The 14,096-nt window shown below is 58.0% G+C and carries 11 protein-coding genes; 5 read left to right on the forward strand and 6 right to left on the reverse strand.

Going from position 1 to position 14,096, the window contains the following annotated elements:
* The 5 genes from CJ255_RS18325 to CJ255_RS18345 all read left to right on the forward strand — a co-directional run.
* A partial coding sequence (locus CJ255_RS18325; protein ID WP_245863570.1) for an acyltransferase occupies nt 1-822 on the forward strand: 822 nt, incomplete at its 5' end.
* 487 nt (nt 823-1,309) lie between these two features.
* Nucleotides 1,310-2,533: a glycosyltransferase family 2 protein gene (locus tag CJ255_RS18330; RefSeq protein WP_097645541.1), complete on the forward strand. Its 1,224-nt coding sequence runs from the start codon at nt 1,310-1,312 to the stop codon at nt 2,531-2,533.
* Nucleotides 2,534-2,675: 142 nt separating this feature from the next.
* A complete protein-coding gene (locus CJ255_RS18335; RefSeq protein WP_097645542.1) occupies nt 2,676-3,119 on the forward strand; it encodes a hypothetical protein in 444 nt (147 codons plus the stop codon).
* 52 nt (nt 3,120-3,171) lie between these two features.
* On the forward strand, nt 3,172-4,932 hold the full coding sequence (locus CJ255_RS18340; protein ID WP_097645543.1) for a B12-binding domain-containing radical SAM protein: 1,761 nt from the start codon (nt 3,172-3,174) through the stop codon (nt 4,930-4,932).
* 509 nt (nt 4,933-5,441) lie between these two features.
* Entirely contained in the window at nt 5,442-5,948 is a 507-nt protein-coding gene (locus CJ255_RS18345) for a hypothetical protein (protein ID WP_124682004.1), read from the forward strand.
* A 75-nt stretch (nt 5,949-6,023) separates the two neighbouring features.
* Here CJ255_RS18345 and CJ255_RS18350 read toward each other — a convergent pair whose 3' ends face one another.
* From CJ255_RS18350 to CJ255_RS18375, 6 genes are all read right to left on the reverse strand, one after another.
* Nucleotides 6,024-7,520 (reverse strand): Fic family protein, encoded by a 1,497-nt coding sequence (locus CJ255_RS18350; RefSeq protein ID WP_097645545.1) that lies wholly within the window; start codon nt 7,518-7,520, stop codon nt 6,024-6,026.
* A 243-nt stretch (nt 7,521-7,763) separates the two neighbouring features.
* Nucleotides 7,764-11,495, reverse strand: coding sequence for a cobaltochelatase subunit CobN (cobN, locus tag CJ255_RS18355; RefSeq protein ID WP_097645546.1), 3,732 nt, complete (start codon nt 11,493-11,495; stop codon nt 7,764-7,766).
* Between the two features lie 2 nt (nt 11,496-11,497).
* Nucleotides 11,498-12,115, reverse strand: coding sequence for a magnesium chelatase ATPase subunit I (locus tag CJ255_RS18360; protein ID WP_097645547.1), 618 nt, complete (start codon nt 12,113-12,115; stop codon nt 11,498-11,500).
* Between the two features lie 115 nt (nt 12,116-12,230).
* Complete coding sequence (locus tag CJ255_RS18365; RefSeq protein ID WP_097645548.1) at nt 12,231-12,659, reverse strand: YbaN family protein; 429 nt, start codon at nt 12,657-12,659, stop codon at nt 12,231-12,233.
* A 63-nt stretch (nt 12,660-12,722) separates the two neighbouring features.
* Nucleotides 12,723-13,286: a cob(I)yrinic acid a,c-diamide adenosyltransferase gene (locus CJ255_RS18370; RefSeq protein ID WP_097645549.1), complete on the reverse strand. Its 564-nt coding sequence runs from the start codon at nt 13,284-13,286 to the stop codon at nt 12,723-12,725.
* An 11-nt stretch (nt 13,287-13,297) separates the two neighbouring features.
* Entirely contained in the window at nt 13,298-13,876 is a 579-nt protein-coding gene (locus tag CJ255_RS18375) for a DUF7676 family protein (protein WP_097645550.1), read from the reverse strand.
* Nucleotides 13,877-14,096: the final 220 nt, after the last annotated feature.

Consider the following 14,096-nt stretch of genomic DNA (forward strand, 5'->3'; position numbering starts at 1 on the left):
CTCGCCTCCTCGCCTCCTCGCCTCCTCGCCTCCTCGCCTCCTCGCCTCCTCGCCTCCTCGCCTCCTCGCCTCCTCGCCTCCTCGCAAACTATGGTTGATCAACTCCAACTCTACCTCAAGCGTCAGGCAAGCTCGTTGCCGCACTATATCGCTGAACAGTTCATACAGGCCGCCTTGGGCTGGGTACCCACGATCATCGGCGTCGGCTTGCGCGGCTTGGCCTACCGCACCATTGTGCAGATGGACGGCCTCGCAGCGATTGAAGATGGCGTACGCATCCGCTTTGCGGCCAACCTCCGGCTTGGCAAAGGGGTCTACCTTGACCATGGCAGCTACCTGCACGCCTGTCCGGGCGGGATCAGCATCGGTGCTGAAAGTTTGGTCATGAAGAACGCGATCCTCCATGTCTACAACTTCCGCGATCTACCCCATGCCGGCATCACCATTGGCGCACGTTCGCTCATTGGCGAAGCCTGCATCCTGCGTGGGCAAGGCGGGATCACCATTGGCGATGATGTCTACCTGGGGACACTCGTGCAACTCTTGGCGGTCAACCATGTCTTTGCCGATACCACACGGCCCATTAGTATGCAGGGGATCACAGCCCAGGGCATCACCATTGGTCATGGCAGTTGGATCGGTTCAGGCGCAATTGTACTTGATGGAGTAACCATCGGGCGCAACGTTGTGGTTGGGGCAGGTGCCTTGGTCACCAAAGACATCCCCGACTACTGTGTAGCCGTCGGCAACCCGGCCCGCGTCGTGCGCGATCTACAGCGCGATCCGCTGCCCGAACGCCCTGCTGATCTTGTAGTGTTTTGATGGATAGGACTTTGGGATGCTCAGGATGGCCCTCACCCCCCTTCCCCCTCTCCCACAAGTGGGAGAGGGGGCGAAGACAGCGAGATTCTTGGCGTTACAATGAGGTTTTTGCGTGGCAACGCACATATTTTCTGTCCGCCCATGAACCCTACGGGGGGAGGGAGCCGACTCCTCCCCCCGTAGGGGGGAGGCTGGGAGGGGGGGATCGCGGATCATGCCCCCTTATTTGAAAGGTATTGACCCTAGATGGCCCTCACCCCCTACCCCTCTCCCAGGTTGTGGGAGAGGGGCGAAGACGCCACAGTTTTTTCGCGTTCCTTTGTGTTCTTTTGCGGAAATGAACACATGTTCTTTCTCAATAAATAAATCCTGTTCTCCTGTTCTCCTGTTCTCCTGTTCTCCTGTTCTCCTGTTCTCTGTTCGCCTGTTCTCTGTTCCCCTGTTCCCCTGTTCCCCTATTCCCCTGTTTTCTGACGGAGTAAAGATCATGACCACCCTCTCAGTCGTCATTCCTGCCTACAATGAGGAAGACGGTATCGCGGCCATTGTTGAGCGTATTTTGGCAATTAAACCGGATTTGGCCAAAGTGGGCGTTGACGGCTTGGAGTGCATCGTGGTTGACGATGGCTCGCAGGATCGCACCGCCGAGATTGTGCAGAGCTACGGCGAGCGGGTACGCCTCATTCGCCAGCAAAACAAAGGTTATGGTGGGGCGCTCAAGACCGGATTCGCCGCAGCACAGGGCGAACTGCTTGGGTTCCTTGATGCCGATAGCACCTATCCGCCCGAATATTTTCCCAAGATGTGCGAAATTGCCCTTGATGGGGCCGATCTGGTGATTGGCAGCCGTATGGCTGGGGCGCATAGCGAGATGCCGATTGTGCGCCGCATTGGCAATACGATTTTTGCGACCATGCTCTCAGTCGTAGCCGGGGTTCGCATCAGCGACAGCGCCAGCGGTCAGCGGATCTTGCGCCGCTCGATCCTGCCGCGCATCTATCCGTTGCCCAATACCCTCGATTTTACCCCCGCCATGAGTACCCGCGCTCTGCATGAGAACCTGAAGATTGTTGAGACGCCCATCCCCTACAAGGAGCGTTCGGGACGCAGTAAGCTGCATGTGGTACGTGATGGCCTCCGCTTCACCAAATCCATCGTCTGGACAGCGCTCACCTATAACCCGGTGCGCATCTTTGGTGGCGTGGGGCTGCTCACGCTCATTTTGGCCTTTCTCATCCTGATTGGCCAACTTGGGGGCCAATTGGCGGGCCTGCTTGATCAGTGGTCCTTCCCGCAACTCTTCGGCGCACTCGTACTCGCCGTTGCTGGTATAACCCTCTACACCACAGGCACCACCTTCAGCTATGTTGTAGCGCTCTTCCACCGCGACCCCATCCGCCAAGGGCTGTTTGGGCCACGCGGGAATGGCCGGAGAATCGAAGGCCACTACTGGTGGCTGGGCTTCCTCTCGATTCTGATTGGCGTTGGGGTCTATGTTGCCGCCGTGATCTTCAACCTCACCGACCCCAGTTTGGCCGCCTCTTGGTTTGCCCCCGTCCTTAGTGCCCTCCTAGTACTCACCGGCGTCCAATTGGTAAGCGCATGGGCCCTTGCGCGTGTGCTGGCCGAACTGAGCCGCCGCGACAGCGAAAAGCAGGCCGACCTCAAGTGGGCCGAAGAGGTCGCGGCGGTGGCCGTGCAGCAGGCATAGGTATGGGCTGTGCCCCTGCCTTACGGCGGGGGTTTGGGGGAGGCTTCGCCTCCCCCGAAAATTTTTTCGTTCGTTGTGGCGGCGAAGCCGCCACAACGAACGAAAAAAACAAGGTCTGGGGCGCAGCCCTACACACAAACCAATGTACGAATCCTTCAACAATTGGAGCTACGAAAACCTGGGCCAGTGGCACTACGTCCTGGGCTACCTGATTGTGCTGACCAGCCACAACTGGCCGATCATTGTGGCACTGGCCGCCAGTTTCTGGTTTGGCTTCAAAGCCTACATGCGGCCCTCGCGGCTCAATGTGAGTTGGCTGCTCACTGCGTTCCTCTTTGGCCTCGTCTATGAGTATGATAAACATATTGCAACCGAACTGCGTGCGGCCATAGATTTCCTGTTTGGCGCGGAAATAAGCTTCTGGAACGAGCCACTGCACCGACTGATTGGCCCGATTATTACTACACTTTTGTTAGCTAGTGCTATCGGAATGCTGGTACAATCAATAAGACTAACTATTTTGGCGCGGCGCGCACGCACCAAGCCGGCTACACATCCAGCCCCGGTGCAGCGTAACGCCCAATAACCTACCCGTCGTATCCGCGCCCCCAAGCGCGTCATTGGAGGAGTGTTGTCCTATGAGTGAGCAGGAACAGACCCCCACAACCACCGAGAAGCAGCGGGTTGCGCCCGGCGATAAGCCGAGCAGCATCAAGCTGGTCGCCCCGGCGAAGGCCAACGAGCGGGCGGGTGAGATTCGCTTTGTTGAGATGCCGCGCGAGCGCAGCCAGCGCCTTGATGTACTGGTACTCAATCCCCCGTCGCCTGATGGTGATCTCTTCCTGCGCGACATTGCCCGCGTGGGCCGCCGCACCCGTGATGGGATCATCTGGCCCCAGACCGCCCTCGCCCAGATTGGGGCCGTGGTCAAGGAGGCCGGCTATAGCGTTGAAGTGGTTGACGCCATTGGCCTGATGATGGACTGGAAGAGCTTTGAGCAGTACATGTGGGAGAAGAAGCCGCGCTATATGATCATCCACGCCACGGCGCCCACGCTCACCAACGATATGCGGACAACCTTCATCGGTAAGGCGGTGGGAACCATCAGTATGGCGATTGGCACCCATGTGACCCCCATGACCCGTGAGACGCTGGAAGCCTATCCGACCCTCGATATTGTGGTGCGCGGCGAACCTGAACTGACGATTGTGGATGTCATTCGCACCATTGATCGCCAGGTGACCCAAGAGCATGGCGATGAGACGGTGCCGGTTGGCAATGCCGATCTGACTGCTCCGTGGCGTAAACTGCCCTTCCCCGATGCATCCTACCTGACGACACGGGGCCGCTTTTTGGGCATCGCGCCCCAACTCATCTCGCGCGCTCTGCGCGAAACCCTTGGGATCGGCTTCCGCGATGAGCATGGCGAGGTCAAGATCAACCCCGACCGGCCCTTCATCGAGAATCTGGACAGCCTGCCGATTCCTCTGCACGACCAGTTGCCCTGGCGCAAGTACAAAGTGCCGATTGTAGGCGGCCCCTACACCTTTGTCCTCACCAGCCGCGGCTGCCCAGCGGGCTGTCGCTACTGCATCAAGCACGTCACCTACCAGTCGAGCGTGCGCCACCGCAGCCCCCAGCACGTCCTCGAAGAGATGATTATGCTCAAGCAGATGGGCATGCACCACATCCACTTCGAGGCCGATCTCTTCACCGTCAATAAGGAGTTTGTCTACGATCTCTGCAACACCATCATCAAAGATGGCATCCAGTTGCGCTGGAGTTGTAACAGCCGCGTAGACTTCGTAGACGAAGCGGAGCTTCAGTTGATGCGGAAAGCTGGCTGCTTCCTGATCGCCTGGGGTCTTGAGAGCGGCAGCGAATCGGTACTCAAGCGGGCACGCAAAGGCACCACCGTCCAACGCATCCAAGAGACGATTGCGGCCAGCCATCGTGCCGGGATCATGAACTGGGGCTACTTCATCATCGGGCTACCCGGCGAGACGGTCGAGACCATCCAGCAGACGATTGCGCTCTCGAAGCGCCTGCCGATTGACATTGGGCTCTTCCACATTGCCACGCCCTACCCTGGCACCCCCTTCTACTACGAAGCGGTCGCCAACGGCTGGATCAAGATGAACCAGTGGGAAGACTACGATATGTACGCCCACACCGTCTTGAACTACCCGCATCTCAGTTCGGATGATCTGGAATACTGGGCCAAGCGCGCCGCCCGCGAGTGGTCGCTACGCCCCGGCCCGATCAAGACCTTCCTCAAGGGTGCCGCCAACCCCGACACCCTCGGCCAGCTCTGGACGATTGGGATCAACCACATCAAGTGGATGAGCGGCAGCTTGCGGAGTAACAGCCTGCGGAAGCTTTCTGGTTCAGGGGATTAGAAAGAACAGAGGAACGGAAGAACAGGGGAACAGGAGAACGGAAGAACAGGGGAACAGGGGAACGCACAAAAAGCGTGGTGCCTTCGCCCCTCTCCTTGGAAGCGGTAAAGCGGTAAAGCGGGAGAGCGGGAGAACGGGAGAACGGGAGAGCGAACATAGCAACACAACAAAACTGCGGTGCTTTCGCCCCTCTCCCACAACGTGGTTCATGGGCGGACAGAAAACATGTGCGTTGGCACGCAAAAACCTCATTGTAACGCCAAGAATCTCGCTGTCTTCGCCCCTCTCCCACGTTGTGGGAGAGGCGGTGCCCGGTTGGTGAGCCTGTCGAACCAGAGCTTGCCGAAGGGGGTAGGGGGTGAGGGCCAACCGGCGCATCTCCATCAGGAATCCGTAGGCACCCGCACAAGAATTCTGTCCGCCCTTAAACCCACAAGGGCTTTCAGGTATAGACTTTTTTGCTCCGCCACGTTCTCACGCGATCCATTGAGACAAGGCAGCAACTCTTGGTGTCTAAGGGGTTTTTGGCACACTCCAATGAACCAAGAGCAGCGCACCTGATCGGCGGGGGCATCCATGGGGCGCACCTTGCGCTGGTGTTGCTTGCACGCGCCGGGGTGAGCCGTAGTAGGCTACGCATCCTTGATCCGCATTTCGAGCGCGAAGGGCTATTGCGGGTGCAACCGGGTGAAGTGCGCCGAGCCAGCCGCCTAGAAGATGGCAGCATCAGCCTGACCCTTGCCGAGCAGACGCTCACGACGCAGCGCGTCCTCCTGGCGACCGGCTTTACCCCCCAACGGCCCGGTGGGGCTTGGCTTGATCATGCGATTGCCGCCCACGATTTGCCACTCGCCCCCTGCGGCTACCCAGCGATTGCCCCAAGCCTAATGTGGGCACCCGGCCTCTACGTAACCGGCGCACTTGCCGAATTGGAACTGGGGCCAGTGGCACGCAACATTGCTGGGGCGCGCCACGCAGGGGCGCGATTGGGAGGAAAAGCGCCTTCGCCGTCTTGAGCGTAATAAGTATCCGTTCAGGGGAGAGGCTCTTTTTTTTAACCGATACATCAAATAATGGTTTCTTCTTGGTTATTATAGCTGTCGCTCCCACTCAGCCAATCCAACAGTCACCGCCTGCTCAAACCACTGTTTAAATTCTCGTTTTTTTACTTCTAGCCGGTTCATATCTGCATGTGTAATAATAAAGCCTTCATCAATCAGCGGATGAGTTTCACGAAAACTACGACTTTCAGGTGTGATCGACATTTCTTCTTCACTATTAGGATATGATTTGTGAAGCAAGTTCAGGAACACAGTCGCTATCATAACACCACGATTTTCACGTCCAAGGTAATGAAACGAGACCACGATCTCAGCATTCGTCGCTATAATATTACTAGTATCTTCTATTCTCAATCTAGCCCACAATCGGGGTCTTGTAAGATTTGCATAGTAATTCAGTTTCTTTGCAACTGCAACAATATCGCCTTGATACCAAAAAATCGAAGATTCATTGTTGATACTTACACGAGCAGTTATTGGAAGCGCAAGCGAGGTGGTTCTTTCTTCTATGGAAGACGCAAATGTGTCAAGCAATTGTCGAGCGAAAGCTTGTAATTGATTTGCAACCTGCAAGACGCGGTCAAATTGGGCTTGCTGCCGCTGACGATACCTCTCCGCAATACCATCAATTACGTCAACAACGACTTTACTTGTTAACGATATATCTTCAGAAATTGCTAATGCGTTAAGGTATGCTCGCTTTTGGATCTGATCGAACAAGCGAACTAATCTTGACAGATCGCCACCATCCGCTTCTTCAAGTGCGTTAATATACTCAACCCATTGATCACGATTCACAACCAATGGAAACCTACCTGCTCGTAAGAGAACAAGGGTCGCTAAGCAGCGTGCAACCCGTCCATTTCCATCTTGGAATGGATGGATTTGGGTAAATCGGTGATGAAGCCATGCCGCTTCAATCTCAGGAGTAATCTCTTGATTCAGGTGTATATGATGCCAAGTCAAAAGTTGTTCCATCTCTGACTGGACATGTTCTGGTGGACAATATTCATGTGTGATTCCATCAGGCCGACGTGGGTTATTAGGAAGTCGTTTCCACTCACCCTTAATAAGAGGAACAAGGCCCATTCGACCTTGTATATCCATAGCTTCCGTATATTCTTGGTGACGTAACAAAATCTGATGAAGAGTTCTAATATAATGTAAAGATAATGTTTCATTTCGAGAGACAAAAGCAAAAAGGCCATCTAGGGCATCTCGTTGATCATTAATAATTTGTATCACTTCGCTGACAGGTCGATTCGTTGCTCCATGAGTAATCAATGATGAGTCGATGCCTTGCTCAATAAGCAGTTGAGTGGTTCCTCTATCTATTGTATAAACCCTCTCAATAATTCCCGTTTCTATAGCCCACTCTCGCCGTAACCGCTCATTGAATACTTCTACTAAGGATGTATCCTTGAGTGTTCGATACGTCTCGTTCCATGCCTCAGCAAGAGAACTTAGCTCCGTTGAAACAAGATCCTGCCATGTGACTGGTAAGTCAGTGATTGGTTGCCATTGCATGTTTATTTCCTTTTTTTGATCTCCAAGTAAGTATACCAATCCAGTGGTAGAACTGGTAGATCTTCAGTCAAGCACGCCTCCTGTTGTCTATGCCGCTATCGCATAAGCTGGTATGCGAATAATTGTACCACACTCCCATTTTTGTTGCGTTTTGGCGGCTTTGCCGCCAAAACGCAACAAAAAGAGCTTTTCGGGGGAGGCTTCGCCTCCCCCGAACCCCCACCGGAGGTGACTACCATAACCCTAATCCGTGCGCTCTTCGATCTCGCCCTCTACCTCAAGGTAGATGTGGCGCAGACGTGCCTCCATGTCAGCATCGGCATGCCACATGTCGCGCTGGATCGCTTCGAGCAGGCGGGCGAGGATGCTCTCGAGGGCGTGTGGGTTGACCTCGCGCATCCATTGCTGCATGGCTGCGTCGAGGACGTAACGCTGCGCCAGGTCTTCGTACATCCAGTCTTCCACCACGTCGCCCACCGCGTCCCAGATGAAGACGTTGTCCATGGTGTGGGCCATGTCGCCTGCCCCTTTGAAGCCGTGGCGCTGGAGGCCGGCGATCCATTTGGGGTTGAGGATGCGCGTGCGGAAGATGCGCCGACTCTCCTGTTGGGTGTCACGGTAGAGCAATCGCTGTGGATCGGAGGCGTCGCCGCTGTAGGCGAGGGGCGCACGTCCCGCGACGGTTTTGACCGCTAGGCCAAAGCCGCCCAAGTAGCCCGCCCAGTCGTCGTCGGAGTAGAGGTCGTATTCGCGGGTGTCTTCGTTCTTGACGACGAGTTGGATGCCTGCTAGACGTTGGCGAAAGGTTGCGTGGCGGGCTACGCCATGCACGCCGCGTCCGTAGGCGTAGCCGCCCCAACTGATGAAGATGTCGGCCAGTTCGCTGCGATCTTGCCACTCGCGCAGTTCGATCAGCTCGCTGATGCCGGTGCCGTAGCCGCCCGGTGGCTCGGTGAAGATGCGGAAGCTGGCGTCGCGCAGGGCGGCTTCGGGGTCGAGGCCGCGCTGCATGAGTTCGTCACGGTCGCGGAGCACGTTGCGCCGCACGCTGTTGCGCTCCGGTGGTTCGTCGAGCATGGCGACCATTTGTACCGCGTCGTCAACGAGCGCCATCAGGTTGGGAAAGGTGTCGCGGAAGAGGCCGGAGATGCGTAGGGTGACATCAATGCGTGGGAATTTGAGTTGATCGAGTGGGATGGGTTCGACCCCCTCGACCCGTCCGCTCTGCCCGTTCCAGCGCGGGCGCACGCCCATGAGGTAGAGAATCTGCGCGATGTCTTCGCCCATGGTTCGCATGGTGGGCGTAGACCAGACGACCATGCCGATGGTGTCGGGTAGGCTGCCGGTTTCGTTGCGGTAGCGTTCGACCATGGTGTCGCCGAGGCCAACGCCAATCGCCCAAGCGGCGGGTGAGGGGACCTTCTGTGGATCAACGGTGTAGAAGTTGCGCCCACTCGGGAGCACGTCGGCCATGCCGCGTGTGGGTGCGCCGCTGCCGCCGGGTAGAATGTGGCGGCCCCGCAGGGCGGCGCTGATGGTGCTGAGTTCGTCGCTCGTCTGCATGAGCCGGGGGATGAGTAGGTCGCGCACGTAGCAGAGGACGGGTGCGAGTGGCTCTTCGTCACAGCCACTGGTGTCGCCCGCGCAGATGGCAGCAAGGATGCGTAACGCTTCAGCGTGGATCGCCTCCAGCGCGGTGCCGTAGGTGGGGAAGCGTCCGCTGGGGTCGCGCTCACCGCGCTGTGCAAGCAGCGTGTCGTAGTCGTAGCCCCACTGGCGGGCGAGGAGTTCGCGGAGCGAGGGCACATCGCCGTTGGGCAGGCGCACCAGTTGGACCAAAAATTCTACCAACTGCGCTCCTTCAGGCGCTTCGCCCAGCGTGTGCAGGCCGTCGCTGATTGCGGCATCGGCCAGCTCGCAGAGGTAGGCGTGCAGACGGTGAACAAAGGCGTCAAAGTCGGCAAAGGCGCTCGCTTCGTCCACCGCCATGTCACGATCCAGGTTGCAGGCCACCGTCTGCGCCCAAATGGTACGCGCCAGGATGGGCAGTTGCACCGGATTCATCGCCGCCATCTGCATATACTCAAGCAACTGGGTATCGAGTGTGGCGAGATGTTCATAACGGTCGGCGCTGGTCATCGCCGGAATGAGGTAGTCATCTACACAGGCATAGGAGCGGCGTTTGGCCTGCACCCCTTCGCCCGGGTTATTGATGATGTAGGGGTAGATGTTGGGCAGATCCATGATCGCCAGATCGGGGTAGCAGTGGGACGAGAGGGCGAGGGCTTTGCCGGGCATCCACTCGAGGGTGCCGTGGGTGCCGATGTGCAGCAGCGCATCGGCCTGAAAGGTGTCGCGCAGCCAACGGTAGCTGAGCAGGTAGGCGGGCGGCGGCGGCAGGAGCGGATCGTGTACCTTATCGGCATCGTGGGCGAAGCCGCGTGGCGGCTGCATGCCGATGTACATATTGCCGTTGATGATCCCGTTGATGATCACCTGGCCGTTGTGGGCCAAAATGGGGCCAGGGAAAGCGCCCCAATCCCGCTCCATCTCGCTACGCCGCTCGGCGGGCAGGTGCGCGACCCAGGGCGCGTACTGCTCAGGCGCTGCCAGCGCAACCGCCCGCGCCGCAAGGGCATCGGGCGTCTGCCAGCGCTCGTCGTTGGTGGCGTGGGCCAGCAGTTCGGCAATCAGCTCTTCGCCCGAAGCGTAGGTATGGTCAACCTGGTAGCCCTCGTTGGCGAGCATGTTCACAATCTTGACGACGCTCTCCAGCGAGTCGAGGCCGGTGGCGCAGCCGATGCGCTCGTTGGTAGCCGGATAGTTGTGCAAAATGATGCCCACGCGCTTCGCCTCATTGGGACGCAGGCGCAACGTGGCCCAACGCAGGGCGAGGCGCACCATCGCCGCCACCCGCTCTGGGATGGGCTGGTGGGTGTAGAGCGTTGCGCCGGTGAGCGCATCGGCGGGCCGCGCCTCGTGGGTGCTGACGGGAAAGGCGATCAGCACCCCATCAAATTCGGGTTGCGCCGCATTACTCGTCACCTCCATCATCGTCGTCCCCTGCATACTCGCCCACCAATCGTCGTGCGAAAGGTAGAGCAGCATCGCCTGGAGCACCGGCACACCAAGGCGCGCATAGGCATCGGCCACCGCTGGCGTCGCGAGGCGGATCGAGAAGTGCATGGTGTTGAGCAGCACATGGATCAGCGGTTCGCCTTCGTGCATAAAGTAGTTCTCAACCACCCAATCGGAGATGCGATTCTTGCGAATGGGATCGGGCATACGCATGTAGAAACAGACCAGCGGAAAGCCACCCTGACGCTCCACCTCGCGGATGATCGCATCGGCCCAGGCGAGATTGTCATCCTCGTAGTAGCCCGGATAGAAGCAGAGGCCCACGACGGGCTGACCCGTCTGGCGCAGCGCGGCGGCGCTCGTCCCCCGGGCGGCAAGGTGCGCCTCAAGGGTAGCGGCAATCCCGGTAGCGGGATGGTAGAGCGCCTCGCTGGGCTGGGGCTGGGGGGGATCGTGGGGCAGCGCAACGCCGCGCGTCGCGGCTAAGAGGCAGAGCAGGTTACGCCAATTTTGGGTACCGTCAAACTGCACATAGCGCCGCACTTCTTCAAAGCGCGCACTACCAACCTCGCTACTAAACTCCTGCGAGAGCGCAGCGGCATCTTCGTCCGAAGGATGCACGTAGCAGTAGGCCAGCGCCTCGCGGGCCGCCGTGAGAAAGAGCGCCAGATGGGGGCAAGAGGCGGCACCACCATGCAGAATGACGATCAGCACATCGGCCTGACGTACCACCTCATCACAAAAACGCTCGGCGACCGCACGATCGGTCAGGCTGCTCGCCGCCCGCGCCTGGAGCGTAAAGAAGTTGGGATATTCTGGCTCAAGCGCCAGCAGCGCCTGACGAGCAGCGGCAATTCCGTTGCCGGTGGCGCTGAGCAGGACGAATTTCATGGTCATGGTTACGCCCTCCCCACGGGTTCAAAGGGCAGCCGACGCATGCGGTGGGGCAGCGCCAACTCGCTGGCTAGGCGCACATCCTCGGCAGCCACCTGCGTCCGCCCGTGCCACGCCGCCAGCGCCTTCGCCGTCTTGAGCGTAATAATGTCGGCGCGGTGGCCATCCACGCCCAACTCTTGACCCTGGGTTGCTATCGTCTGTAGGTGGCTGCGTTCGGCGACAACCTGCGGATGCAGGGCGACCGCAGCGGCGATCCGGTCACGCAGTTCTTGCGAAGCGGTGGCCCACTGACTGGCAAAGGCGGAGGGGTTCGCCTCATAGGCCAAGCGGCGCTCCATAATCTCCACTCGATCAGCGGTGGTGCTAATGCCCGCCACCGTCACACAGAGGCCGAAGCGGTCGAGCAGTTGCGGGCGCAACTCGCCCTCTTCGGGATTCATCGTCCCCACTAGCGTAAAGCGGGCCGGATGGGCAAACGAGACCCCCTCGCGCTCAACGGTATTAACCCCCATCGCGGCGGCGTCGAGCAGCAGATCAACCAGGTGGTCATCGAGCAGATTGACCTCATCCACCATCAATACACTCACGGCTTCGGTGATTATACCCAAGAGCGAGATCAACTCTTCACCAATCTCACAATTGATGATATTGTTGCTGCTGTAAAGCGTGACACAAAGATCTGCGACGATAAGAAGCTAGAATAGAGTGAAAAGTGGCGCGATCTTCTGAATCTCTTCAAATACTCCCTACAGTACGAATACGCACCAAAATAACGGTCTTGATCATCGCCACCCCCAGCATAATGGCCTGAATGAGCGGATTGGCAACCAAGAAGAGGGCTGAACCACCAATGGAGAGCCAAACAAGGATGAGCGTCGCCAACTTCGTTTGGCGCGTCATGCCCCGGTGGGTCTGCCAGGTGGTAATGATCGGCCCAAAGACGCGGCTACCCAACAGCCAGCGATAGAGCCGTTCGGAACTGCGGATATAGCAGGCTGCGGCAAGCAGCACAAAGGGTGTCGTCGGCAGCCCAGGAATGATCACCCCCAAACCGCCAAGCGCCAACGCGAACGATCCAGCCCCAATCAGCAGCCAACGCACAATGCGAGAGCGGTGGGGTTGGGCTGTTTCTGGTGTGTCAATCGGGACTTCGCCGTGTGACATAGTATGCTCAGGTGTTTTTTGATGAAGGATGCGAGGGAACCATGTTCCCTCGCGCACCCTAATCTATTCCCCCTGCTTCGCCGCCTGGCGCGGGCTCTGCCACGCAATATCGGCAATCGAGGCGCGCGCATTGGCGCTGCGCGCCAAGACGAAGAGGCAGTCGGAGAGCCGGTTTAGGTAGCTCATCACATGGGGATTGACCAACTCATCGTGGGCGAGAGCAACCACCATGCGTTCGGCGCGGCGGCAGATGGTACGCGCCGCATGCAGATGGGCCGCCGCAAGGCTGCCGCCAGGCAGGATGAACTGGCGCAACGGGGCCAAGCCTGCTTCAAGCTGATCAATCGTATCCTCAAGCATGGCAACATCTTCTTCCTGAACACGCGGGATATTGGGCGAATCCTCAATCGTCGTCAGATCAGACCCGACCACAAAGAGCGTATGTTGAATCCGCGAGAGCAGTTGATCGATTTCAGGATCAACCGGGTGAGCGCGGGCCACACCAATCATAGCATTGCACTCATCCACCGTCCCATAGGCATGCACACGCGGCGAATCCTTCGTTACGCGCAGCCCGCCCCACATCCCCGTCTTGCCGAGGTCGCCGGTCTTGGTGTAGATTTTCATGATCTTTTTCCTTACAAAGCTAACGCCCTGTACCCCCGCACACTGCGGTCACGGGGATCAGGTGTGAGGCCCAAATAACGGAAACGCAGATCGTCCCAGAGAGCCAGCCGCGACCAATCGGGTACTTCTAGCCGTTCCATATCACTGGCAACGAAGGGCGTTGGGAGCAGGATCGTGATCTGGTGTCCTCCTTTGCCGTTGAAGCAGCGCAATCCCCATGTGTCAATCCCGCCGTTAGGGGTGATCCGACGGTAGAATTCGGCCCGTGCGGTGCGCCGCTGCCGCAGCAACTCTGGAGCAAGCGGTTTGTGCTGTGTACCTTTATGTTCACCAATGCACAGATGGAAGTGCCATGCCCCAAAGTCCACCGTTAGGTAGCCATTGCTCAGGCTAATCTCTGGCGGGTAGTCAGGTTCCTTGAGGTCAAGCATGGTAATTGGTACACAGGGACCAAAGATGAAGTGGTTACGGTGATCATGAAAGAGATCGGTAAAAAGATGGTAGAGAATTGTTTCGGTTGGCACCAGTGGAAAGAGTTCCAGTGTGCCAAAGCCCGGTTCAACGCTGATTTGTGCTGCGGTGGTTATCATCAGTGATACCTCTTATTTAACCTACGCGGAATGCCGCAAACCTATTTTCGCAATAGCGCAAAAGGAGCGCTGTTGGGGAAGCAGATTTTGTTGCGTACCCCATTACTTTGTCACTCTGAGTACCTCATGGCCCGCAGGCCAGTGGCACGGAGAGAAACAGCGTGAGTGCGCTGCCCCTCCGCTGGCTGAGCTTGTCGAAGCCAGCGGAGGGTGGCGGCGC

Source organism: Candidatus Viridilinea mediisalina (genome assembly GCF_002532535.1).
GTDB lineage: Bacteria > Chloroflexota > Chloroflexia > Chloroflexales > Chloroflexaceae > Viridilinea > Viridilinea mediisalina.

What these genes read in the sequence shown, in the direction of transcription:
- CJ255_RS18340 (WP_097645543.1), top strand. Translation starts at nt 3,172, where the DNA reads ATGAGTGAGCAGGAACAGACCCCCACAACCACCGAGAAGCAGCGGGTT.
- cobN (WP_097645546.1), bottom strand. Translation starts at nt 11,495, where the DNA reads ATGACCATGAAATTCGTCCTGCTCAGCGCCACCGGCAACGGAATTGCC.
- CJ255_RS18375 (WP_097645550.1), bottom strand. Translation starts at nt 13,876, where the DNA reads ATGATAACCACCGCAGCACAAATCAGCGTTGAACCGGGCTTTGGCACA.
- CJ255_RS18370 (WP_097645549.1), bottom strand. Translation starts at nt 13,286, where the DNA reads ATGAAAATCTACACCAAGACCGGCGACCTCGGCAAGACGGGGATGTGG.
- CJ255_RS18330 (WP_097645541.1), top strand. Translation starts at nt 1,310, where the DNA reads ATGACCACCCTCTCAGTCGTCATTCCTGCCTACAATGAGGAAGACGGT.
- CJ255_RS18350 (WP_097645545.1), bottom strand. Translation starts at nt 7,520, where the DNA reads ATGCAATGGCAACCAATCACTGACTTACCAGTCACATGGCAGGATCTT.
- CJ255_RS18335 (WP_097645542.1), top strand. Translation starts at nt 2,676, where the DNA reads ATGTACGAATCCTTCAACAATTGGAGCTACGAAAACCTGGGCCAGTGG.
- CJ255_RS18365 (WP_097645548.1), bottom strand. Translation starts at nt 12,659, where the DNA reads ATGTCACACGGCGAAGTCCCGATTGACACACCAGAAACAGCCCAACCC.